At 70.9% G+C, this 20,000-nt stretch carries 23 protein-coding genes; 8 read left to right on the forward strand and 15 right to left on the reverse strand.

Annotation, left to right across the window (positions count from 1 at the left end):
• The first annotated feature begins 21 nt into the window (after positions 1 to 21).
• Both yihA and argB read left to right on the forward strand, forming a co-directional pair.
• Positions 22 to 630, forward strand: a complete 609-nt coding sequence (gene yihA, locus Q0C38_RS14900) for a ribosome biogenesis GTP-binding protein YihA/YsxC (RefSeq protein ID WP_291297923.1) — start codon at positions 22 to 24, stop codon at positions 628 to 630.
• Between the two features lie 316 nt (positions 631 to 946).
• Positions 947 to 1,840 (forward strand): acetylglutamate kinase, encoded by an 894-nt coding sequence (gene argB, locus Q0C38_RS14905; protein WP_291297895.1) that lies wholly within the window; start codon positions 947 to 949, stop codon positions 1,838 to 1,840.
• Positions 1,841 to 2,110: 270 nt separating this feature from the next.
• Here argB and Q0C38_RS14910 read toward each other — a convergent pair whose 3' ends face one another.
• Together Q0C38_RS14910 and Q0C38_RS14915 are read right to left on the reverse strand one after the other, a co-directional pair.
• A complete protein-coding gene (locus Q0C38_RS14910) occupies positions 2,111 to 3,430 on the reverse strand; it encodes a DUF2336 domain-containing protein (protein WP_291297896.1) in 1,320 nt (439 codons plus the stop codon).
• A gap of 11 nt (positions 3,431 to 3,441) precedes the next feature.
• Complete coding sequence (locus tag Q0C38_RS14915; RefSeq protein ID WP_291297897.1) at positions 3,442 to 4,812, reverse strand: diguanylate cyclase domain-containing protein; 1,371 nt, start codon at positions 4,810 to 4,812, stop codon at positions 3,442 to 3,444.
• Positions 4,813 to 5,090: 278 nt separating this feature from the next.
• Between Q0C38_RS14915 and dapD the strand changes: the two genes are divergently transcribed.
• The 3 genes from dapD to Q0C38_RS14930 are packed head-to-tail and all read left to right on the forward strand — an operon-like array spanning position 5,091 to position 7,672.
• Complete coding sequence (gene dapD / locus Q0C38_RS14920; RefSeq protein WP_291297924.1) at positions 5,091 to 5,909, forward strand: 2,3,4,5-tetrahydropyridine-2,6-dicarboxylate N-succinyltransferase; 819 nt, start codon at positions 5,091 to 5,093, stop codon at positions 5,907 to 5,909.
• Positions 5,902 to 7,047: a succinyl-diaminopimelate desuccinylase gene (dapE, locus tag Q0C38_RS14925; RefSeq protein WP_291297898.1), complete on the forward strand. Its 1,146-nt coding sequence runs from the start codon at positions 5,902 to 5,904 to the stop codon at positions 7,045 to 7,047. The genes dapD and dapE overlap by 8 nt, the downstream gene beginning before the upstream one ends.
• Positions 7,048 to 7,099: 52 nt before the next feature.
• Positions 7,100 to 7,672 (forward strand): hypothetical protein, encoded by a 573-nt coding sequence (locus Q0C38_RS14930; RefSeq protein WP_291297899.1) that lies wholly within the window; start codon positions 7,100 to 7,102, stop codon positions 7,670 to 7,672.
• A gap of 10 nt (positions 7,673 to 7,682) precedes the next feature.
• On the opposite strand, the gene Q0C38_RS14935 is transcribed toward Q0C38_RS14930, so the two are convergent.
• From Q0C38_RS14935 to def, 5 genes are all read right to left on the reverse strand, one after another.
• Positions 7,683 to 7,901, reverse strand: coding sequence for a hypothetical protein (locus Q0C38_RS14935; RefSeq protein WP_291297900.1), 219 nt, complete (start codon positions 7,899 to 7,901; stop codon positions 7,683 to 7,685).
• 91 nt (positions 7,902 to 7,992) lie between these two features.
• Entirely contained in the window at positions 7,993 to 8,409 is a 417-nt protein-coding gene (locus Q0C38_RS14940; RefSeq protein WP_291297901.1) for an ester cyclase, read from the reverse strand.
• 132 nt (positions 8,410 to 8,541) lie between these two features.
• Entirely contained in the window at positions 8,542 to 9,303 is a 762-nt protein-coding gene (gene truA, locus Q0C38_RS14945) for a tRNA pseudouridine(38-40) synthase TruA (RefSeq protein ID WP_291297902.1), read from the reverse strand.
• A complete protein-coding gene (fmt, locus tag Q0C38_RS14950; protein ID WP_291297903.1) occupies positions 9,303 to 10,220 on the reverse strand; it encodes a methionyl-tRNA formyltransferase in 918 nt (305 codons plus the stop codon). The genes truA and fmt overlap by 1 nt, the downstream gene beginning before the upstream one ends.
• Positions 10,221 to 10,224: 4 nt before the next feature.
• The gene (def, locus tag Q0C38_RS14955) at positions 10,225 to 10,752 is read right to left on the reverse strand and encodes a peptide deformylase (protein WP_408870035.1); all 528 of its coding nucleotides are present in this window, start codon (positions 10,750 to 10,752) and stop codon (positions 10,225 to 10,227) included.
• Between the two features lie 196 nt (positions 10,753 to 10,948).
• Here def and Q0C38_RS14960 point away from each other — a divergent pair, with 196 nt between their 5' ends.
• The 3 genes from Q0C38_RS14960 (at position 10,949) to pip (ending at position 12,689) form a co-directional block, all read left to right on the forward strand.
• Positions 10,949 to 11,392 (forward strand): Hsp20 family protein, encoded by a 444-nt coding sequence (locus tag Q0C38_RS14960; RefSeq protein WP_291297925.1) that lies wholly within the window; start codon positions 10,949 to 10,951, stop codon positions 11,390 to 11,392.
• 91 nt (positions 11,393 to 11,483) lie between these two features.
• Positions 11,484 to 11,714, forward strand: coding sequence for a DUF1150 family protein (locus Q0C38_RS14965; RefSeq protein ID WP_291297905.1), 231 nt, complete (start codon positions 11,484 to 11,486; stop codon positions 11,712 to 11,714).
• A gap of 27 nt (positions 11,715 to 11,741) precedes the next feature.
• On the forward strand, positions 11,742 to 12,689 hold the full coding sequence (gene pip / locus Q0C38_RS14970) for a prolyl aminopeptidase (RefSeq protein ID WP_291297906.1): 948 nt from the start codon (positions 11,742 to 11,744) through the stop codon (positions 12,687 to 12,689).
• 9 nt (positions 12,690 to 12,698) lie between these two features.
• On the opposite strand, the gene Q0C38_RS14975 is transcribed toward pip, so the two are convergent.
• The 8 genes from Q0C38_RS14975 to lptC form a co-directional block, all read right to left on the reverse strand.
• The gene (locus tag Q0C38_RS14975; protein ID WP_291297907.1) at positions 12,699 to 13,298 is read right to left on the reverse strand and encodes a hypothetical protein; all 600 of its coding nucleotides are present in this window, start codon (positions 13,296 to 13,298) and stop codon (positions 12,699 to 12,701) included.
• On the reverse strand, positions 13,298 to 14,416 hold the full coding sequence (locus tag Q0C38_RS14980; RefSeq protein ID WP_291297908.1) for a M48 family metallopeptidase: 1,119 nt from the start codon (positions 14,414 to 14,416) through the stop codon (positions 13,298 to 13,300). The genes Q0C38_RS14975 and Q0C38_RS14980 overlap by 1 nt, the downstream gene beginning before the upstream one ends.
• A gap of 44 nt (positions 14,417 to 14,460) precedes the next feature.
• A complete protein-coding gene (locus Q0C38_RS14985) occupies positions 14,461 to 15,162 on the reverse strand; it encodes a hypothetical protein (RefSeq protein WP_291297909.1) in 702 nt (233 codons plus the stop codon).
• A gap of 141 nt (positions 15,163 to 15,303) precedes the next feature.
• Positions 15,304 to 15,903, reverse strand: a complete 600-nt coding sequence (hpf, locus tag Q0C38_RS14990; RefSeq protein ID WP_291297910.1) for a ribosome hibernation-promoting factor, HPF/YfiA family — start codon at positions 15,901 to 15,903, stop codon at positions 15,304 to 15,306.
• 77 nt (positions 15,904 to 15,980) lie between these two features.
• Positions 15,981 to 17,489 (reverse strand): RNA polymerase factor sigma-54, encoded by a 1,509-nt coding sequence (rpoN, locus tag Q0C38_RS14995; protein ID WP_291297911.1) that lies wholly within the window; start codon positions 17,487 to 17,489, stop codon positions 15,981 to 15,983.
• 14 nt (positions 17,490 to 17,503) lie between these two features.
• Positions 17,504 to 18,304, reverse strand: coding sequence for an LPS export ABC transporter ATP-binding protein (gene lptB, locus Q0C38_RS15000; RefSeq protein ID WP_291297912.1), 801 nt, complete (start codon positions 18,302 to 18,304; stop codon positions 17,504 to 17,506).
• Positions 18,301 to 19,275 carry an LptA/OstA family protein gene (locus Q0C38_RS15005; RefSeq protein ID WP_291297913.1) on the reverse strand — a complete coding sequence of 325 codons (975 nt, stop codon included), beginning with the start codon at positions 19,273 to 19,275 and terminating at the stop codon, positions 18,301 to 18,303. Before Q0C38_RS15005 ends, lptB begins: the two co-directional genes overlap by 4 nt.
• Positions 19,272 to 20,000, reverse strand: coding sequence for an LPS export ABC transporter periplasmic protein LptC (gene lptC / locus Q0C38_RS15010; protein ID WP_291297914.1), 729 nt, complete (start codon positions 19,998 to 20,000; stop codon positions 19,272 to 19,274). The genes Q0C38_RS15005 and lptC overlap by 4 nt, the downstream gene beginning before the upstream one ends.

The following is a 20,000-nucleotide window of genomic DNA, read 5'->3' on the forward strand; positions in this document are numbered from 1 at the left end:
ACCGCCTTCGACGCCGAAGCGATCGAGGCGGCGCGTAAGCTGTTCGCGGGGCCGTGTGATTTCTTCCACGCCGCCCAGGTGCTGGCCGGCCTGCCGCCTGAGCGCGGCATCGAGATCGCCTTCGCCGGGCGGTCGAACGTCGGCAAGTCGAGCATCCTGAACGCGCTCACCGGCCGCCGCGCTCTCGCCCGCGTCTCGACCACGCCGGGGCGGACGAAGCAGCTCAACTTCTTCGATCTCGGCGGGCGGCTCGTCCTCGTCGACATGCCCGGCTATGGCTACGCCGAGGCCTCGAAATCGGTGAAGGAGGCGTGGCAGGGGATGATGTTCGACTATCTCCGCGGCCGCCCGAGCCTGCGCCGCGTCATCCTGCTGATCGATGCGCGCGTCGGCTTCAAGCCGGCCGACGAGGCGGCGATGGACCTGCTCGACAAGGCCGCCTGCGCCTTCCAGCTCGTCCTGACCAAGGCCGACAAGGTGAAGCCGCCCGCCCTCGCCGCGATCGCCGCGCGTGCGGTGGCGGTGGCGCGCGAGCATGGCGCGGCACTGCCCGAGGTGCGCGTCACCTCGTCGGAGACCGGTGCCGGCATTCCCGAGCTCAGGGCCGAGATCGCCGCGCTCGCTGCGTAGCGTCCCCTCGCTATCGACAGTGCCCCCTCACCCTGTCGCTCTCCCCTGTCGGGGGCGAGTGGACCCTGGGGTGGCGGGGAGGCCCCCGGGGCGGCAGAAGCTGGGCCGGCAGAAGCCGGGGCGGCAGAAGCTGGGGCGGCAGCGATGGGTCGCGAGGTAGAGCCGGAGCGTCCCCTCTCCCGCCTGCGGGAGAGGGACAGGGTGAGGGTACGCTGCCGCCACCACGCGTGACGAAAGGGTGACACGCGCGGCCGCCGCTTGACCGGCGCGGGCAAGCGCTGCAAGACGCGCGCCGACAACGAGGAGAGGGGCGGGCATGACCGAAGCGACGAAAAGCGGCGAGGAACGCGCGCGGATTCTCTCCGAAGCACTGCCCTACCTCCTCCGCTACGACGAAGCGACGGTCGTCATCAAGTATGGTGGCCACGCGATGGGCGAGGAGGAACTCGCCGTCACCTTCGGGCGCGACGTCGCCTGGCTGCAACTCTCCGGCCTATACCCCGTCGTGGTGCATGGCGGCGGGCCGCAGATCAACGCGATGCTCGAGCGGCTGCAGATCAAGTCGACCTTCGTCGATGGGCTTCGCATCACCGACGAGAAGATGGTCGAGGTCGTCGAGATGGTTCTCGCCGGCACCGTCAACAAGCAGGTCGCGAGCCTGATCACGGCGGCCGGCGTCACGGCGGTGGGCATCAGCGGCAAGGATGGCGGGCTGATCCGCGCACGCAAGCTGATGCGGACGAAGAAGGACCCGGGCTCGAACATCGAGCGCGTGCTCGACCTCGGCTTCGTCGGCGAGCCTGAGTTCGTCGATACCCGCGTGCTCACCGCGCTGCGCGGCGCCGAGATCGTTCCCGTCATCGCGCCCGTCGGCATCGGCCCGGAAGGCCGCACCTACAACATCAACGCCGACACGGTGGCCGGTGCGGTCGCCGGCGCGCTGCATGCGAAACGGTTGCTGATGCTGACCGATGTTCCAGGCGTGCTCGACCGCGACAAGAAGCTCATCGCCGAGCTCACCTGCGCCGAGGCCGAGGCGCTGATCGCGGATGGCACCGTGTCGGGCGGGATGATTCCGAAGGTGGAACATTGCGTCCAGGCGGTGCGTGCCGGTGCCGAGGGCGCCGTGATCCTCGACGGTCGCATCCCGCACGCGATCCTGCTCGAGCTCTTCACCGAACATGGCGCGGGGACACTGATCAGGCCCTGATCAGGCCCTGGCCGGGCCTGATCAGGCTTTTCCTGCCCTCAGGCGCCGGGCGCCGCCTCCGGCGGCTTGGCTCGCGCCAGGGGGCGCGGCGCGCAGTCCGCGCGCTTGGAGAAAGCGGCTTTTCTTGCCCTCGGGGGCCGGGCGCCGCCTCCGGCGGCTTGGCTCGCGCCAGGGGGCGCGGCGCGCAGTCCGCGCGCTTGGAGAAAGCGGCTTTGCTTGCCCTCGGGGCGCGGCGCGCAGTCCGCGCGCTTGGAACAGGCGGAGGCTCCTCTAGGCGGAGGCGATGCGGGCGGCGGCGACGCCTTCGGAAGGCTTGTGCTGGCCACCCGGCCGGCTGAGGAAGGCGATCTGCCAGCGCATCTCCTCCTCGGACAGTGGCCACGCCTGGCCGGCAACGGAGGTGATCGCCGCGTTCGGCGGCAGGCGGCCGAGCAACGCCTGGATCACCACCGCCGAGCGCATGCTGAACCCCGCCTGCCAGCAAAGTGCCACGAGCCCCTTCGCACTCCGGAGCGAGGCCGCACGCTCGACCACCGACAGCGCCACGCCGGCACCACGCGCGAGCATGGCCGAAACCAGCCGGGCCTCGCCCATCGCGGCCGACATCAGCAGCCTGTCCTCGTTCAGTTCCCCCTCGGTCTCGAGCCCGGCTGCCTGGCCGAGCGCCGCTGCCGCAACAGGGTGGTCGGACGGGTGCGCGGCGGTGGCCGATTGTTGGCCCCACGACACCTGCTTCACGATCTGGTTCTTCAGGAACTCCGCCGTCGCTGGATCGATATCGGGTCGTTCCGACAGCTTCATGATCAGGTGCTGCGCGACGATGCCGGCGAGCTTGCGCGCGGCGTTGGCCGACAGCGCCGGGCGATGTACCAGCGGCTCATGCCACTCCGTGTGGTGGCCCGCACGCGCGATCAGCGCGTCAAGCGTCGTCTCGCGGATCTGCGCCGATTGGTTCGACAGGAGCTGCGTGATCGCCGATGACCCCGCCGACGCCGCGATCGCATCCGAGACCTGGTGGTTCAGGTGCGGCCGCCGCGCGATCGCCGAGACGGTTTCCGAGGCTGGTGGATCGGCGACGAGCGAGAGCAGGTCATCGGTCGTCAGCAGCGGCGAGAATTCCAGCACCGGTCCCGCGACCGGGATCTCGGTGTCGTGGGCAAGCCGCGTGACGAGCGACCGTGGCGCATCCGGCATCGCCTTCACAACGTCGGCGACCGCGGCGCGCACCTGCACCGCCGTGTCGTTGACGAGGCGGGCGAGTGTCTCCCATGTCAGCCGCGAGAGACGGTCGGCTTCGTTGCGGTCGAGCGTGGGCGACAGCGCCGCGATCTTGCGCGCGAGCGCGACGCGCACCGCCTCCTCGGTATCGCCCGCGAGCATCGCGTTGGCCTGCGGCGGCGTCGCATCGTTCGAGGCGACGGCGACGCGCACGGACGGGGCCTTGTCGGCCGCGAGATAGTAGAGGATCTCGGGCGCCATCTCGGCGCGGCGGGCAAGCGCCACGCGCTCATGCGGGTCGCCGTTGCGCGCGATGCGCTTGGCGTCCTCGTATTCCGGGGCGCGCATCATCGCACCCTGCCCGTTCGTCATGCCTGGCGCGCTCATCCGGGGCCGACGCTCCAGGCTGACTTGCCACCGCGCTTGGCGGCATACATCGCGGTATCGGCACGCATCATCATGTGGCTCAGATCCTCGCGCGCCGCGCTGTCGCGAACGGCAATGCCGATCGAGAAGCTGATCGGCGTCTCGGCATCGAGCGAGACATGGGCGAGTGAGAGCGGCGCGTCGGCGAGCAGCCTGTCGGCGCGCAGCACCGCGATCCGCTCATCCGCCCCGTCCAGCCAGAGGGCGAACTCGTCGCCCCCGAGGCGGGCCACCAGATCGGTCGGCCGCACCGCGCCGCGCAGCATCTGTGCCGCAGCGCGGAGCGCCGCATCGCCCGCCTCGTGGCCGAGCCTGTCGTTCACCGGCTTGAAGTTGTCGAGGTCGAGGTAGAGCAGCGCGCCCGGCTGCCGCTCACGGTCGAGGCGGTCGAGGCGACGCGACAGTTCCTCGAGGAAGGCGCGGCGGTTCATCAGCCCGGTCAGCGGGTCGGTGCGCGCCTGGCGGAACATCTCCGCCTGCAGCGCCTGGTGGGCGAGCATGATGCCGATCACGTCGGCCGCGGCGCGCACGAGCGCGTGCTCCTCCTCGTCCCACGCCCTGCCGCCCGGGCCGCGCCAGAGCATCAGCACCCCTTCGCCCTGGCCGGGCTGGAAGGCGGGGGCGAGAATGAGCGGCCTGCCATCGGGGCCGTCGGCGGTGCGCACGTCAGGGCCTGGGTGGCGCGCGAGCGAGGCGCCGGCGAGCGCGATCAGCCCCGGCAGCGTCTCGCCGACCTTCACGAGGGGGGCGAGGTCGTTGCCGGTGCGCCGCAGCACGGCCACACCGGCCGCGCCGATCGCGGGCAGCAGCGCGCGCGCAGACCCCGTGAGCATGCCATCGGCCAGCACCTCGGTGCGGGCTTCCTGGAGGATCGCGTCGGTCAGCGCCTCGCGCCGGAGCGAGGCAGCAAGCGCGCCGTTGCGCTCCTCCTCCTCCGTCACGTCACGGGCGACGCCGCGCGCGCCGATGATCGTCCCGTCGGGCCCGATCAGCGGCACGCCGGCGAAGGACATGCAGGCAAGCGTGCCGTCGGCGCGCCGAAGCCAGGTCCGCACGCCGCGGCGCTGGCGCTGCACGCGGAAGGGGGAGAAGGGGGCGGAACCATCGGCATCGGGTGCGAGCAGCGTCTCGGCCGGCATGCCGAGCAGCAGGCCGGCTGACCAGCCGAGGACCGGATCAGGCGAGATGAAGGTCAAACGCCCCTCGGCGTCGGTTTCCCACACGAGATCGGCCGCCATCTCGACGAGGTCGCGCCACCGCTGACGGCTGTCGAGCAGCGCGTCGCGCAGGACGGCGTGAAGGGAGCCAGCGTGAGTTCCAGTGTCCATGACGCCTTGAGCGGCCTCGGTTGCGGCACAACTGTTGACCACAGCACGTAAACCGGGGGTTATCGACGGCGACGAAACCCGGGGATGGCAGTTTGGTCGGCGTCACATCCGCGCCGATCCCGGGATCGGGCGAGCGCCGGACCGGGCGATCGGCGCCTCGCGCGGTCCCGGGGCGTTGACACGCGGGGTGACGCTCGCGAGGCTCCGGCCGCGCCGGTCGCGGCGCGACGGGTCGGGCGGCAACACGGGAGAGGTCGGTGGCGGACGAGAGCGGGGCGATGAAGGCGGCGATTGAGGCATTGTGGGAGACGCGCACCACGCTCGGGCCGGCAACCGCCGGCGTGGCGCGCGACCATGTGATGGCGGCGCTGGCGCTGCTCGATGCCGGCGAGGCCCGCGTGGCGGAGCCTGCGGCCACCGGCTGGCAGGTGAACGAATGGTTGAAGAAGGCCGTGCTGCTCTCCTTCCGCCTGACCGACAGCGCGCCGATGCACACGGCCGCCGGCGCCTATGACAAGGTGCCGCTGAAGTTCGAGGGCTGGGGCGAGAATCGCTTCCGCGAGGCAGGCTTCCGCGCCGTGCCGGGCTCGGTCGTGCGCCGGTCGGCCTATATCGCGCCCAACGTGGTGCTGATGCCCTCCTTCGTGAATGTCGGCGCCTATGTCGACAGCGGCACGATGATCGACACCTGGGCGACCGTCGGTTCCTGCGCGCAGATCGGGAAGAACTGCCACATCTCCGGCGGGGCCGGCATCGGCGGGGTGCTGGAGCCGCTGCAGGCAGCGCCCGTGATCATCGAGGATGATTGCTTCGTCGGCGCACGCTCCGAGGTGGCGGAGGGCGTGATCGTCGAGCGCGGCTCGGTCCTCTCCATGGGCGTGTTCCTCGGCGCAAGCACCAAGATCATCGACCGCGCGACGGGCGAGGTGTTCATGGGCCGCGTGCCGGCCTATTCGGTGGTGGTGCCCGGCTCGCTCCCCGGCCGCCCGCTGCCCGATGGCTCGGCCGGCCCCTCCCTCTACTGCGCGGTGATCGTGAAGCGGGTCGACGAGAAGACGCGGTCCAAGACCTCGATCAACGATCTGCTGCGTGACTGATGCCGCGGCTTTGGCGCGCGACCCCGCGGGGTTGGCGGCAGCACTGATCCGCTGCCCCTCGGTCACGCCCGAGGATGCCGGCGCGCAGACGGTGCTGGCCGAGGTTCTCACAGCCCTCGGCTTCACCTGCACCGATGTCACCTTCGGTGCGGTGCGCAACCTCTACGCGCGAATCGGGCCGGGCCGCCCCGCCCTCTGCTTCGCCGGCCATACGGATGTGGTGCCCCCCGGCAACGCGGCCTGGACGGCCGATCCCTTCGGCGCCGAGGTGCGGGATGGCGTTCTCTACGGACGCGGCGCGGTCGACATGAAGGGCAACATCGCCGCCTTCGTCGCCGCCACCGCCGCCTGGCTCGATCGCCACGGCGGCAACCCTCCCGCCGCCATCTCGTTCCTCATCACGGGTGACGAGGAGGGCGACGCAATCGACGGCACGGTGAAGGTGCTGGAGTGGATGGAGGCGCGGCAGGAGATCCCTGGCTTCTGCCTGGTGGGCGAGCCGACCTCGGTGAAGCGGCTCGGCGACACGATCAAGATCGGCCGCCGCGGCAGCCTGACGGGGCGGATCACGGTCGAGGGCACGCAGGGGCATGCCGCCTACCCCCAGTTCGCCGACAACGCCGCGCACCGGCTGGTCGCGCTGCTCTCCTCGCTGGCCTCGCACGAGCTCGATCGCGGCACTGACTGGTTCGAGCCATCCTCGCTGCAGGTGACGACGATCGACATCGGCAACCCTGCCTCGAACGTGATCCCGGGTGCTGCCTCGGCCACCTGGAACATCCGCTTCAACGACCGCCATACCGAGGCGAGCCTGGCGGCGTGGCTTCGCCGCGAGGCAGAGGCCCACACGCCACGCCACCGCCTCGCGGTCTCCTGTTCCGGCGAGGCGTTCCTGACGGAGCCTGGCGAGGCGGTGGACGCACTCGCCGCCGCGATCGCGCGGGCGACTGGCGTGACGCCGAAACTCGACACCGGCGGCGGCACATCCGATGCGCGGTTCATCTCCCGCTACTGCCCCGTCGCCGAGTTCGGCCTTGTCGGCACCACGATGCACAAGGCCGATGAACGCGTGCCGGTGGCAGAGCTCGCCGCCCTTGCCATCACCTACGAGGCGGTGATCGACGCCTTCTGCCGATGACGCGTTGCCGATGACGCGTTGCCGATGACGCGTTGCCGATGATGGGCGGGCCATGACATCGCCCGCCGTCCAGCGCGCGGCTAACGGGCTTGCCGGCGCGTTCATGCTCGCGCGCGGGCGGAAGGATGGGCTCGCGCTGATCGATCCAACGCCGGCAGGGGCATGGGCAAGCTTCGCATCGATGTGGCTCTGCGCGCCGGGCTATGTCGCGCTCAGGCTCATGGGCCCCGAGGGGGATCTCGGTGACCCGGTCCGCGTGCTGCTGGCCGAGGCGATCGGCTACGTGCTCGGCTGGTTCGCCTTCCCCGTGCTGATGGCGGGGCTGAGCGTGACGATGATGCGGGTGTCCGTGTTTCCCCGCTTCGTGTCGGCGTGGAACTGGACGAACGCGGTGCAGGTCCTTGTCCTCCTCGGTGCCGGTGCGATCGGAGCGCTCGACATCCTGCCTGGAGCTGCCGGCGATGCGCTTGGCATCGCCGCGCTGCTCTACATCCTCTGGCTCAAGTGGTTCGCCGCGCGCGAGGCGCTGGCGATCCCGGGCATCCGCGCCGCCGCGGTTGTCGGCGCCGACCTGATGCTGGGGCTGTTCCTGACCGGGCTGACGCTGACCATGGCGCAGGGATGAGGCCGCAACGTCACGTCACCCAGCCGCTGGCATAGGCGAAGATCTGGTCGAACATCCAGTCGGTGCAGCGGCCGCACCATGCGCGCGTGGCAGGCATCAAGCTCGGCCTCATCGGTGTCGAGCACGTGATCTCCGCCCCTTCGTCGCGGAACAGCGCGACGATGTCGGGGCCCATGAACTCCTCCGCATCTGTGACCACGACGCGCTTTCCGGCGAGACGGCCGCTCATGCGTTGTTGCCTTCCATCGCGGGGGAGGACAAGGCGACGCTGGGGTCAATGCCCTGACCGCGATCGCGCGGCGGGGGTCCTCCCCGCCGCGTCAGGCCCAGCCGAGCTCGCGCATCGCCCAGCCTGCATTCCAGATCTTGGTCATGTGCCGGATCTTTCCGCCGGCAAACTGCATCACGTAGACGTAGTCGGTCCGCGTGCTCTTGCCGGTCGGCGGGCAGGGGCCGCCATCGCCGCTATGCGTGCCGACGAACACCGCGTAGCCGACGACGCTGTCGCGTTCCGCATCGGTGGCGAAGGCGCGGAGTTCGTAGCGGGCGTCCGGCATGAAGGTGAGCAGCCCCTTCATCCAGTCCGCGTAGGCAGCGAGGGTGGTCATGTCCGCCAGCGGCTCGGCCTGCGCGGAGAAGGTGGCGTCCGGCGTGCAGTGGACGGAGACCGCCTTCCAGCCTTGGCCGGTCTCGACGGCGTCGAAGAAAGCACGCGCGGTGTCGGTGATGCTTGCCATTGGCTTCTCGCCTCTTGTCTGCGCACCGGTCTTGGCGTCGCTGGAGCGCGAGACATACCCTAGCAGGCGAAGCACGCACAGAACAATGCTAATACGAAATATTTGCGCTATCGCAAGAATTCCTTGGCCTGCTCATACCGGGCACGCACCGTCCGGGTAGCGCACTGCGGTCAACGTCAGCCCCTCGGGTGGCGCCGTCTGGCCGGCTTGGCGGCGATCGGCGGCAGCGAGGATGCGGGCGATATCATCGGCATCCCACTCCCCCTCGCCGACGCGCTTCAACGTTCCCACCATGTTGCGCACCTGGTGATGCAGGAAGCTGCGCGCCGCGGCGGCGACCACGATCTCCTCGCCCACGCGCGTGACGTCGAGCCGCTCGACCGTGCGGACGGGGCCGGAAGCCTGGCAGGAGGCCGCGCGGAAGGAGGAGAAATCGTGCCGGCCGAGCAGCACTTGTGCGGCCGCGTGCATCGCCGCCGCGTCGAGCGGGCGCGTGACGTGCCAGACTCGGCCGCGGTCGAGCGCGGGCGGGCTGCGGCGATCGAGGACGCGATAGCGGTAGGCGCGGCCGATCGCGCTGAACCGCACGTGGAACCCCTCCGCCGCCACGCCGGCCGCAAGAACCGAGACGGGGTTGGGACGGAGGTGGAAGTTGAGGGCATCGCGCAACGTTCCGGGATCGATCTCACGGGCGAGGTCGATCTGCACGACCTGCGCCTCGGCGTGAACCCCGGCATCGGTGCGGCCCGCCGCTGCCGCCGTGATCGCCCCGCCACCCGCGAGATGCGCCGCGGCGTCCTCGACCGCCTGCTGCACCGAGAGCCCAGCGGGCTGCCGCTGCCAGCCTACGAAGGGAGCGCCGTCATACTCGATGCGGAGCACGTATCGCGGCATCAGGGCGCCTCGAGACGCTCGCCGGCCGCGAGCGCGTAGCCGTTCAGGAACGCGCCGATCTCCTGTGCCGCCTTGCCCGGCCGCTGCACGACGCCGAGCGCGAGCACCGTGCCGCCGCCACAGGCCACACGCCCGCCGTCAAGCAGCGTGCCGGGTGCCGCCCCCGTGCGCTCGCCAATGTCGGCGGCGGCAAGCACCTTCAGCACCGTGCCGCGATGGGCGAGCACCGTGCCAGGCCAGGGGTTCAGCGCGCGCACGCGGCGGGCGAGCGTTGCGGCATCGAGTCGGCAATCGAGCGGCCTGTCCGCCGGCCCGAGCTTCGGCGCGTAGGTGGCACCCTCGTCCGGCTGCGGCACCGGTGGAGGGTCCTCTCTCAGCGCACGCAGGATCAGCCGCGCACCGATCGCGGACAGCGCATCGTGCAGCATCGGCGCGGTCGTTGCCGCCGTGATCGGCACGGCTTCGGCGAGCAGCATCGGGCCGGTGTCGAGCCCTTCGTCCATCCGCATGATGGTCACACCGCTTTCGCCGTCGCCGGCAAGGATGGCGGCCTGGATCGGTGCCGCCCCGCGCCAGCGCGGCAGCAGCGAGGCGTGGATGTTCAGGCAGCCCCGGCGCGGTGCATCGAGCATGGCTTTGGGCAGGATCAGCCCGTAGGCCACCACCACGGCGGCATCGAGCCCGAGGGCGGCGAAGGCAGCATGCTCGGCCTCGTCCTTCCTGAGCCGCGCCGGCGTGCGGACAGCGAGGCCGAGCGCATCGGCCGCCACATGCACGGGGGCGCGTGTCAGCGCCTGGCCGCGATGCGCGGGCTTGGGCGGCTGGCAGTAGACGGCGGCGATCTCGTGACCCGCCGCGACCAGTGCACGCAGCGCGGGAACCGCGAAGTCGGGGCTGCCCATGAAGGCAAGCCGCATCGCGCTAACCCTCCTTGGCGCGCAGCGACTTGGCGAGGCGACGGAGGATCATGTTGCGCTTGAGAGCGCTGATATGGTCGACGAACAGGACGCCATCGAGATGATCGATCTCGTGCTGCAGGCAGCGGCCGAGCAGGCCGTCGGCCGTCACCTCCTGCCGCGCGCCGGCTTCGTCGAGGTAGCGCACCGTCACCACGCGCGGGCGCACCACATCGGCGAACTGGCCTGGCAGCGACAGGCAGCCCTCCTCGTGCGGCTCGGTCTCGGTGGAGGCGGCGATGATGCTGGGGTTGATGATCACCATCGGCGCGCGCGCATCGTCGCGCTGGAGGTCGATCACGGCGAGGCGAAGCGAGAGGCCAACCTGCGGCGCGGCAAGCCCGATGCCGGGCGCGGCGTACATCGCCGCCAGCATGCGCGGCACGAGGTTGCGCACGGCATCGCCGTCACCCTCGCCGACGGGGCGCGCCACGCGGCGGAGCACGGGGTCGGGCACGGTCAGGATGCGGAGGCGGTCGGCGGTACCGCCCATGGTCGCGTCTGTGGTCGTCACGTCTGGCATGCGGCCTAGGTAACGCCCCGCGCGAAGCCCCGCAATGCCGTCAACGCCCACCCCGCGCCCCGCCCTTGCATGACTGATGCCGGTTTCCCATGTCCCCTGGGCCGGGGTGCCGCGCTTTGGGCCCCGGCGACGCTTCGCTCAGCCGAGGAGGCCCGCTGTGACACGCATGACCCTGTTCGGAAGCCCGCTCTTCCTGGGATTCGACCATCTCGAGCAGGCGCGCGAGCGTCTGGCCAAGGTCGGGGGCGAGGGCTATCCGCCCTACAATATCGAGCAGACCGGGCCGGAATCGCTCCGGATCACGCTCGCCGTCGCCGGTTTCACGATGGATGAGCTCTCGATCACCCTCGAGGACAACCAGCTCGTCGTGCGCGGCAGGCAGGCCGACGACAGCGATGGGCGCGTCTTCCTCCACCGCGGCATCGCCGCGCGGCAGTTCCAGCGCCCCTTTGTCCTGGCCGAGGGGATCGAGGTGAAGGGCGCGTGGCTCGACAAGGGCCTGCTGCACATCGACCTGCACCGCCCGCAGGCGGAGACGCGGGTGCGCACCATCCGTATCGGCGAGAGGCCGGCGGCCAACGGTTCCGCCGCCAACGGCGGAGAGCGCTGAACGTGACGGGGCCGAGTGAGAACGGCGCCGTGGCCATGATGGCACGGTGAAACCTGGGCAGCCGCGACGCGGTGCCCGAGGAGAGAGCACGATGAACCCGACATCCCAGGACCAGGGCGACCGTTTCCCCGTGCCGACGCGCGAGCAGCTCGCGCAGATCGGCCTCGGCGGCGTCGCCTATCTCCGCCCGGTGGTGGTGGACGGCGCCCCGGCGGTTGCCATCTTCGGCGCCGATGGGCGACAGATCGGCCTCGCCCCCGATGCGGCGCAGGCAGCCGCGGCGGTGTTCGAGCACGAGATGATCCCCGTCAGCGTGCATTGATCCGCCAGCGGGGGTAGGGTCCCCCGCATGACACTCGATGATGTGCTGTTCCCGCCGATCGATCCCTTCGCGCGCCACCTGATCGAGGTCGGCGACGGGCACGTCCTCCACGTGGAGGAGTGCGGCAACCCGCGCGGCATTCCGCTCGTGTACCTGCATGGCGGCCCGGGCAACGGGTTCCGCCCGCACAACCGCCGCTACTACGACCCCGAGCGTTACCGCATCGTGCTGATCGACCAGCGCGGATCCGGTCGCTCGACCCCGCACGCCGAAGCCCGCGCGAACACCACGCAGCATCTCGTGGCCGACACGGACGCGGTGCGCGCGCATCTTGGCATCGACACCTGGGTCGTCACTGGCGGGTCGTGGGGGAGCTTCCTTGCACTCGCCTATGCCCAGGCGTTTCCGGCACGGGTGCGCTCGCTGCTGATGCGCGGCATCTTCCTCGGCCGTGACAGCGAGGTGGCGTGGTGGTGGACCGGCACGCGGCACCTGTTCCCCGACCGCTGGGAGGCGCTCATGGGCGTGCTGGCGGAGGACGAACGGTCAGCCCCCCTGCCGGCGTTCCACCGTCGCCTGACCGATCCCGACCCCGCCATCCATCTGCCGGCCGCCGTCGCGCTGCGCACCTGGAGCGCGTGGACGGTGCAGTTCCGCGGCAGGCCTGACTATGTCGCGGGCGTTGCCGATCCCGTGCAGGCGCTGCCGATTTCGCGCCTGTTCGTGCACTACTGCGTCAACCGCTTCTTCGTGCCCGAGGGGGCGCTGCTCGCGGGCCTCGGCACGATCACGCACATCCCTGCCGTGATCGTGCAGGGCCGCTACGACGTGGTGACGCCGATGCGCAGTGCCTGGGACCTGCACCGGGCCTGGCCGGGCTCGCGGCTCGTCATCGTCAACGACGCGAACCACTCGATCGACGAACCCGACATGGCAGCGGCGCTGATCGAGGCGCAAGGCACCATGCCCGGCTGAACGTGGCGGCTAGCTTCCCGCGATGCGCGCGCCGGCGATGATCCGTTCCGCTTCCGGAAGGCCCCTCGGGTAGTGCAGCAGCCCGGTTCCCTCGAACGCGATCATGTAGAGCCTGCCCTGCCGCACGGCGCCGACGGCGATGCCGCGGCGGTCCACCTCGTCGGCGCCGAGATACGCGAACTCGAACCGGAACCCGTCCTCGCCGACGAAGGGTGCGGGGCGAAGGCCGAACAGGTCGACCGTTCGCGCACGACGGACGCGTGCGACGGTCGTTTCGAACAGCGACTGGATGTCGGTCGCCGTCATCGTGCTGCGGAACACAGGCAGCGGCGTGCCGCCATCGTCGGTCTCGAGGTTGAGGAGGGCGCGCCCGTCCTCGAGGCCGCCGAGCACGACGAGCATGTCGAGGATCGGGCCGTTCTGCGTCCACACATCGAGATGCGAGGGGTGGCGCGGGTTGTTGAAGCGGTTCCACGCCGTGCCGGGGGTGAGCTGCATGCCCTTCGTCGCGGTCGGCCCTGGCGGGACCATGGTGAAGCCGGCGCAGCCGGTGAGCGCCAGCAGCAGTGTCGCGGCAAGCAGCAGCGCGGGGCGGGTGCGGCGGGGCATCATGTTCCCTCCACGAGGTAGGACCTGATCATCGCCGCGTCGGGCGGTTCCGGCGTGGTGGCGAGGTAGCGTCGGAAGGCGGCCGCCGCCTCCGCCCTCTGCCCGCGCCGCTGCTCGACCAGCCCGATGCCGCGCCAGGCGGTGGCGGGTGGCCGTGGCGCGGCGGCGGCAATGCGGAAAGCGGCGAGCGCGCGCTCATCGTCGCCCAGGGCCGCGCGCAGGCGATAGACCTCGCCGGTCGCGGCATTGAGCCCGGGCTCGTTCGGCTGGCGGGCGAGCAGCCGCTGGAACACGGAAAGCGACCGTTCCGGTCGCCGCAGGCGCACCTCGTCGGCCAGCATCGTCGGCATGAGCGGTGCGAGTGCCGCCTGGTGTGTATCCTCTCCCATCCTGCCCGTGCCTGCGGCCGAGGCGGCGAGGGTGCGCAGCGTCTGCTCGCGCTCCTCCGCGCCAGGGTGCGTGGCGAGGAAGGGAACGCCGCGGTCACGCGCGGGCTCGGCGCGCTCCTCGGCCGCCATGCCGGCCCAGACGGCGGCGGCCTCGCTCTCGGCGTAGCCGGCCTGGCGCATCGCGGCGAGGCCGAACGTGTCGGCTTCCCGCTCCTGGTCGCGGCTGTAGGCGAAGAGGGCGGAAATCGCGATCGCCTGCACCGCCTGCGGCCCGCCCTGGACGCCGGCCCCGGCCGTGCCGAGCGCGATGAACGCGGCGATGTCGCCCACGGTGCGGGCGGTGCGCATGCGGGTCAGCGAGTGGCGCGCAACGAAATGGCCGAGCTCGTGGCCGATCACCGCGGCGAGCTGCGCCTCGTTCTCGGTCCGCAACAGAAGCCCGGTCCACACCTGCAACATGCCGTTCGGCGCCATCGAGGCGTTGAAACTGGCGTTGCGCACGACGTAGACGCGCACGTCACGGCAATAGGCGCCACCGACAGTGCAGGCGATGCCGGAGATGTAGCGTTCGAGGCCAGGATCGTTCACCCGCAGCGGCGAGCGTGCGAGCCGCGCCTCCTCGCGGTCCATGATCGCCCAGAGGCCGCCTTCGTCGGTTGCCGTCGTCGGGCGTTCGCCGGGGATCAGCGGGCGTTCTGGCGGGGCGCAGCCGAAGCTGCTCGCGACCATGCAACAGCCGCAGCCGGCGAGGAGCCGCCGCCGCGTCGGCCCGCTCATCGCGGGAAGCCGTCGAGCAGCGTGCGCGCCGTCTCCCGTGCCGGTTCCGCCGTCCTGAGATCGCCGACGCCGCGGAGCAGGCGGTTGAACCAGACGATCTCCCCGGTCGAGAGATCGACGAGGGAGGCAAAGCCCGTCTGCACCCCGCCGGGCACGCTGACGCCGAGGATCGCCGCAGCGACGATCAGCCCGACGCGCCCGGGGCTCGAATGGCTGTCGCGCACCCAGATGAACAGCGCGTAGTCGGCCCCCGTCTGGCCGCGTAACGCCGCTGCGGGCGCGCCGAGCGTCCAGTCGAACCGTCCCTGCTTCGCGGGTAGCACCAGTGGTCCGCTGTTCCAGTGCGTCTGGATGGCGCGGCCGACGGCGCCATGCAGGCGCTGCACCTGGTCGATCGGCACGCGTTGTTCGGCGGTGAGGACGGTCTCATCGAAGCCGCGGAAGGCGAGGCCGCGGCCTGCCTCCTCCGCCCGCAGCGCCTCGACGAGGTTGCGGTGTGCAGCCTCCGTCCAGTCAGCCTTGGGTTCGAGCGACCCGCCGGCGGAGAGTTCGAAGATCTCGACATCGACCGGCATCATGACGATGGCAGCGACGTCGCTCGGCCGCCGCAACGTTTCCGCACCGCGGTGATAGGTGGCGCAGCCGGACACAAGGATGGCGGTGAGCACGATCGCGACGATGCGCGCCGTCGTGGGCATGGCGGGACAATCCACTCTGAAATGGCACACGAAACCGTGAACACATCTCAGCGGAGCGGGATTGCCCCGTCAAGCACCCCGTCAAGCACGCTGTTGGCGTGATGGCGCGCAGCGCGGCCTGGACGCCCTGCGCCCAGCCCGCTACCCCACCTTGGCGGCGGACGGGTCGATCCAGCCGATATGCCCGTCGTCGCGGCGGTAGACGACGCTGAGCGAGCCGCTCTTGCGCTCGCGGAACATCAGCACCGGCGTGTGCGCGAGGTCCAGCCGCATCACGGCCTCGCCCACCGTCAGCGTCTCGATCTCCGCCGGCATCTCCGCGACGACGACGCCGTGGATGCCGTTCACACCCTCCGTCTCCGCCTCGTCATCGGCGCCCGCCGGCTGGTCCTGGCTCAGCACGTACTGCGTCGCGGCCGTCGGACGCTCGCGATGCGCCTGGTCGCGCGCATGGTCGTTCACCTTGCGGCGATAGCGCCTGAGCCGCTTGCCGACATGCTCGGCCGCGGCGTCGAACGCGGCATGCGCATCCTGCGCCTCGCCCTCGCCGCGCATGATGATGTTGCGGCCGGCGTGCATCTGGATGTCGCACATGAAGAAGGAGCGGGCCTTCGAGAACACGACCTGCGCCTCCAGCGCATGGTCGAAGTACTTGCCGCTGATGATCCCCAGCTGCTCGCCGACATAGGTGCGCAGCGCGTCACCCACATCGACCTGCTTGCCCGAGACGGTGATGTGCATTGGCGTATTCCTTCCGCCTTTCCGACGTCAACGCGCGGTCTTCCCTGGACCGCGCCCCGCCCCGGGAGGTTTCCCGTTCAGGCCGGGATCGCCTTCTCCCGCCGCCGCTGGACGGAGGAGGGGATGCGAAGGCTCTCGCGGTATTTGGCCACCGTGCGGCGTGCGATGTCCACTCCCTCGCGCTTCAGCACCGCGACGATCTGGTCGTCCGACAGCACGTTCTCGGGGTCCTCTGTCGTGATCATGTCGCGGATGCGGTGCCGCACCGCTTCCGCCGAGTGGCTTTCCCCGCCGCCGGTGCCCGCGATCGCGGTGGTGAAGAAGAACTTGAGTTCGAGCGTACCGCGCGGTGTCGCGATGTACTTGTTCGCCGTCACGCGGCTCACCGTGCTCTCGTGCATCTGCACCGCACCGGCGATGTCGCGCAGGATCAGCGGGCGGAGATGCGAGACGCCGTGGCGGAAGAACGCATCCTGCTGGCGCACGATCTCGGAGGCGACCTTGAGGATGGTCGTCGCGCGCTGCTGCAGGCTTTTCACCAGCCAGGTCGCGTTCGCCCAGTGCTCGGCGATGAAGGTCTTTTCCTCCCGCGTCCGCGCGCCGGAGGAAACGCGCGCATGGAAGGTGCCGTTGGCGAGGACCCGCGGCAGCGTCTCCGGGTTCAGCTCGACGATCCAGCCGCCATCGGGGGCGCGCCGCATCAGCACGTCGGGCACGACCGTGGTCGCGGCCTCGGCCTCGAAGGCAGCGCCCGGCTTTGGGTCGAGCCGCTTCAGCTCGGCCACCATCTCGGTCATGTCCTCGGCGTCGACGCCGCAGATCTCCATGAGCTTGCGCATGTCGCGGCGGGCGAGCAGCTCGAGATTGTCGATCAGCGCCGCCATCGCGGGGTCGTAACGGTTGAGGTCCGCGAGCTGGACGGCGAGGCACTCCTTCAGGTCGCGGGCAAACACGCCGGGCGGATCGAAGCGCATCATCTTCTGCCGCACCGCCTCGACGCGCGCGACGTCGCAGCCGAGGTTGGCGGCAAGCTGGCCAAGGTCGCCGGTCAGCCTTCCGGCCGGGTCGAGCATCGCGATCAGGCAGGCGCCGATCAGGCGCTCGGTCGCATCGCCGCCGGACAGGCGAAGCTGCTCGGCCATGTGCTCGCGCAACGACCGGCGCTCGACCGCATGGTCCTCGATGCCGCGATCGTCGCCCTCGAAATCGCTGCGCCCGCCGGCACCGATCCGCATGCCGTCCATCGGGCCGACGCTGCCATCGGCGCTGCCGCCCTGGTCGTAGACATTGGCGAAATCGGCATCGAGCGGCGCCTCGCCCGCGGCGGCAACGCTCTCGCCGCTTTCGGTCATGCTCTCGGCGAGCGTCGGGCCGGCGGCCTCCGCCACGGGCTCTGATTCGCCCACGGGCAGCGGCGCGTCGGTGGCATCGTCGCGCTCGAGCAGGGGATTCTTCTCGAGCTCGCCTTCGAGGAACGCGGCGACCTCCATGTTCGAGAACTGCAGCAGCTTGATCGCCTGCCGCAGCTGCGGCGTCATGACCAGGGCTTGGCCAAGACGCAGATCGAGACGGGGACCCATCGCCATGACTGGAGCCGGCCCTACAGGCTGAACCGGTCGCCGAGATAGACGCGCCTGACGCCCTCATGCGCGACGATGTCGCGGGGGCTTCCCTCCATCAGCACCTGGCCGTCATGGAGGATGTAGGCGCGGTCGATGATCTCGAGCGTCTCGCGCACGTTGTGGTCGGTGATGAGCACGCCGATGCCCCGATCCTTCAGATGTGCCACCAGGTCACGGATCTCGCCCACCGCGATGGGGTCGATCCCGGCCAGAGGTTCATCGAGAAGAATGAAGTTCGGGTGAGTGGCCAGCGCGCGGGCAATCTCGACGCGCCGGCGCTCGCCGCCCGAGAGCGCGATCGCCGGCGTGCGGCGGAGATGGCTGATCGAGAACTCGGCGAGCAATTCGTCGAGGATCGCATCGCGCGCACCCGCATCCGGCTCGACCACCTCGAGCGTCGCGCGGATGTTCTGCTCGACTGTCAGGCCGCGGAAGATCGAGGCCTCCTGCGGCAGGTAGCCGAGGCCGAGCCGCGCGCGGCGGTACATCGGCAGCGTCGTGATGTCGGCGCCATCGAGGGTGATCGTGCCGCTGTCGGGCGCGACCAGGCCGACGATCAGGTAGAAGCAGGTCGTCTTGCCGGCACCGTTCGGCCCGAACAGGCCGACCGCCTCGCCGCGTTGCACCGAGAGCGAAACGTTCCTGACGACGGGGCGCTTGCGGTAGCGCTTGCCGAGCCCGGTCGCCACGAGCCCTGCGCTGCCGGCGATGACCTCGAGCGGCTGGCGCGAGCCATCCGGCCGGGCGGGTTCCGCCCGAAGCGCGTTGCCGGCGTTCATCGGCGTGAACCGAGGGGCGGCGGCGGCGGGGCGAGAACGGCCGGTGCCGGCCGCTCGCGCTCCTCCGGCACGATCAGGCCGGCGACACGGCCGCCGGGAGAGGCGATCAGCCGCGACACGCCGGTTTTGAGGTTCACCTCGGCCGCGGCACCCTGGAGCTGGTTCTGCCCGCGCGTGATGCCGACATTACCGACCACGCGCGCGATGCCGGTTTCCGGTGTGTAGATGCCGCGATCGCCGCGAACGAACTCGGCGGCGGTGCGGATGCGCACGTCGCCGAACGCCTCGACGCGGTCGAGCCGCCCGGCTCCCGGTGCCAGCGCGGCGGAGCCTTGCGCCGCGGGCGCCTGTGCCTGGGCCGCCGGGCGTGGCGCTGGGGCTTGCGCGGGCGCTGAGGCGGCATCGAGGAAATGCGCGACGAGCGTGTCGGCGGTCATCGACCGGTCGGGCGATGTGACGGTCGCCGCACCGCGCGCCACCGCCATGCGGCGATCGACCCAGTACTCGATCGCGTCACGCGCGGTGACGATGTCGGTGCCGTTGGTGAGGCTCAGCGCGCGGCCCGTCATCACCAGCACGCGGCGGTCGAGGTCATAGACGGCACGGTCGCCCACGGCGCGGTCGGTGTTCGAGACGATGCGGACATTGCCGTCAGCCTCGAGGCGCCAGATCTCGCCGGCCCCCGAGCCGATGGCAGCCTGCGCCGTGGCGCCGCCACTTGCCGCCTCGCCGCCCCGCCCCTCGCTGTTGCGGGCGCGATAGCGCGCGACGAGGCGATCGGCGAAGACGGTGGTGGCACCCCTGATCGCACGCGCGTTGCCGGACGCGATCACCGTCTGCTCGTTGCGGTGCCACTCGATCTGCCCGTCGGCGAGGATCTCGATCGGCCCCTCGCCTGAGAGGCCGAGTTCCTGCGCGGTGGCAGGAACGGCGCCGAGAAGCAGAAGGGCGAGGGCGGCCGCGCGGATCATGGCGCGTCCCGCCGCGTCGCCGTCGGGCCCCGCGCGCCAGGCACGAGCACCATGCGCGCCGGTCCGCCGAAGATCACGACATCGCCACGATCGCGCAACGTGAAGCCGACCGCGTCGAGTGTTCCCGCAGGTCCCTGCGCGGCGACCGGCTCGTTGCCCCGTGCCGTGCCTGCGCGGAGATCGACCTCGGCCGCATCGGTCTGCATCTCGTAGCCGCTGTCGTGGAACAGCGCCACGTTGCCCGAGAGATCGAGCCTGCGCTCCCCGCGATGGAACGTTCCGGCATCGGATTGCAGCATCACCCACGCGCCGTCCTCGAGCGTGACGTCGCCGCGCGGGCGGGCGAGCGCCACCGCATCGGCCCCCTGTTCCTGCGTCGCCGTGTCGGCCGACAGCGTGTAGGGCCTGCCGCGATCATCGGTGCCCTGGAAGCGCGGCTCGACCACGCTCGCCGCACCCGTCGGCACGGTGACGGAGGGCTTGCGGTAGGAGACGCGCACCTGCTCCTCGAGCCCCGTGATCTGCGGCCAGAGGGCAATGAGCGCGAGTGCGGCGAAGGCGAGCAGCGGCAGGGCCCGCTTGAGCAGGGCGACGGCGAAGCGGCGTCGGGCGAGTGCCGCGGCATCGGGCGTGCGCCGGCGATCGCGCACGAAGGCACGGAGTTCCGGTGCAGCGGCCTGCAGCTTCGGCTGCATGGGGAGGGAGGCGATCACCGGATCTGCCAT

The organism is Elioraea sp. (assembly GCF_022842375.1).
In the GTDB taxonomy this organism is placed as follows: Bacteria; Pseudomonadota; Alphaproteobacteria; order Acetobacterales; family Acetobacteraceae; genus Elioraea_A.

Excerpts from the sequence above, each read along its gene's own strand:
- Q0C38_RS14965 (WP_291297905.1), top strand. The coding sequence starts at position 11,484 with ATGAACCCGACATCCCAGGACCAGGGCGACCGTTTCCCCGTGCCGACG.
- Q0C38_RS14985 (WP_291297909.1), bottom strand. The coding sequence starts at position 15,162 with ATGCCCACGACGGCGCGCATCGTCGCGATCGTGCTCACCGCCATCCTT.
- Q0C38_RS14915 (WP_291297897.1), bottom strand. The coding sequence starts at position 4,812 with ATGGACACTGGAACTCACGCTGGCTCCCTTCACGCCGTCCTGCGCGAC.
- rpoN (WP_291297911.1), bottom strand. The coding sequence starts at position 17,489 with ATGGCGATGGGTCCCCGTCTCGATCTGCGTCTTGGCCAAGCCCTGGTC.
- Q0C38_RS15005 (WP_291297913.1), bottom strand. The coding sequence starts at position 19,275 with ATGATCCGCGCGGCCGCCCTCGCCCTTCTGCTTCTCGGCGCCGTTCCT.
- fmt (WP_291297903.1), bottom strand. The coding sequence starts at position 10,220 with ATGCGGCTTGCCTTCATGGGCAGCCCCGACTTCGCGGTTCCCGCGCTG.
- Q0C38_RS14980 (WP_291297908.1), bottom strand. The coding sequence starts at position 14,416 with ATGGTCGCGAGCAGCTTCGGCTGCGCCCCGCCAGAACGCCCGCTGATC.
- Q0C38_RS14940 (WP_291297901.1), bottom strand. The coding sequence starts at position 8,409 with ATGGCAAGCATCACCGACACCGCGCGTGCTTTCTTCGACGCCGTCGAG.
- Q0C38_RS14960 (WP_291297925.1), top strand. The coding sequence starts at position 10,949 with ATGACCCTGTTCGGAAGCCCGCTCTTCCTGGGATTCGACCATCTCGAG.
- lptB (WP_291297912.1), bottom strand. The coding sequence starts at position 18,304 with ATGAACGCCGGCAACGCGCTTCGGGCGGAACCCGCCCGGCCGGATGGC.
- Q0C38_RS14975 (WP_291297907.1), bottom strand. The coding sequence starts at position 13,298 with ATGCCCCGCCGCACCCGCCCCGCGCTGCTGCTTGCCGCGACACTGCTG.
- hpf (WP_291297910.1), bottom strand. The coding sequence starts at position 15,903 with ATGCACATCACCGTCTCGGGCAAGCAGGTCGATGTGGGTGACGCGCTG.
- def (WP_408870035.1), bottom strand. The coding sequence starts at position 10,752 with ATGGGCGGTACCGCCGACCGCCTCCGCATCCTGACCGTGCCCGACCCC.
- Q0C38_RS14910 (WP_291297896.1), bottom strand. The coding sequence starts at position 3,430 with ATGACGAACGGGCAGGGTGCGATGATGCGCGCCCCGGAATACGAGGAC.
- Q0C38_RS14930 (WP_291297899.1), top strand. The coding sequence starts at position 7,100 with ATGACATCGCCCGCCGTCCAGCGCGCGGCTAACGGGCTTGCCGGCGCG.
- pip (WP_291297906.1), top strand. The coding sequence starts at position 11,742 with ATGACACTCGATGATGTGCTGTTCCCGCCGATCGATCCCTTCGCGCGC.
- lptC (WP_291297914.1), bottom strand. The coding sequence starts at position 20,000 with ATGGCAGATCCGGTGATCGCCTCCCTCCCCATGCAGCCGAAGCTGCAG.
- argB (WP_291297895.1), top strand. The coding sequence starts at position 947 with ATGACCGAAGCGACGAAAAGCGGCGAGGAACGCGCGCGGATTCTCTCC.
- truA (WP_291297902.1), bottom strand. The coding sequence starts at position 9,303 with ATGCCGCGATACGTGCTCCGCATCGAGTATGACGGCGCTCCCTTCGTA.
- Q0C38_RS14935 (WP_291297900.1), bottom strand. The coding sequence starts at position 7,901 with ATGAGCGGCCGTCTCGCCGGAAAGCGCGTCGTGGTCACAGATGCGGAG.
- dapD (WP_291297924.1), top strand. The coding sequence starts at position 5,091 with ATGAAGGCGGCGATTGAGGCATTGTGGGAGACGCGCACCACGCTCGGG.